Consider the following 882-nt stretch of genomic DNA (forward strand, 5'->3'; position numbering starts at 1 on the left):
AACGTAGTGGTAACGCAGGAAGTTGTAAGTCATTCTTAGTTGAGATTAGTAGTAGTCTCTCTTAAAGAGCCATAAGAGTTGAGTCAAGCATTATTAAAGTTAATAATGAAGAGTAAAAAACATAGAAAGAGTACGGATGAGTAGAGCTATCGAAAAAGTTATGAATTATTTTTAGTTTGTAGACTTGCCTTGGATCGTTATGATTGGTTTACCAGGCTTTTGTTAAAAGCGGATTATCAGCGAGTTATGGAAGCTATCGCAATAGAAAAAAGATAAAATGATATCTGTATGGAATTGCAGGTTTTTTAGGATTTTCGCCGGTATCGTAAAAAAGAGCAATATCTTGAAATCGTTACTATGATGACGCAGAAGGTTTTATCGCGGGTTCAAGATTCAGTAGGGGGCCTAGTGTAATAAAAGTACAGGTTTAGTTTTTGGGCATCGGCGTTTAGCCATTCTTCATCTTTCTTCGTCAGGATATCAACCCATGATCTCTCAATCAGAAAATTCTACCATTATTGATAATGGAGAAATTTATAATGCGCTTTCAATTTGCTCTGAATTAAAAAATTCGGTGTTTTTTCATGCAATTCTACGGATACTGAAGTTCTTTTGGAAGTTTGTGAGCACTGGGGCTGTGAAGCTGCTGTCAAGAGAATGAACGGGATATTTGGTGTTGGTTATTATTGAGATAGGTACCAATAAACCCTTTATCTTGTATAGGAATTCAGCCTCTATTTTAGGGATTAAAGAATCACATTTTTATTGTGCCTCTCAGTTGAGAACACTAATTGGTTTATTTTTGGATTTTGGCAAAGGTGCATTGATCGTGAAGCATTAACGTTTTATTTGTAATTTAATGATATTTCGGCTCAATTATCT

The 882-nt window shown here is 35.0% G+C and carries 1 pseudogene; it reads left to right on the plus strand.

Annotated features, from left to right (window positions below):
* Positions 1-436: 436 nt before the first annotated feature.
* A pseudogene (locus CLERM_RS04180) lies at positions 437-661 on the plus strand (hypothetical protein); the annotation flags it as partial.
* Positions 662-882 lie beyond the last annotated feature (221 nt).

Source organism: Coxiella-like endosymbiont (genome assembly GCF_002871095.1).
Lineage (GTDB): Bacteria > Pseudomonadota > Gammaproteobacteria > Coxiellales > Coxiellaceae > Coxiella.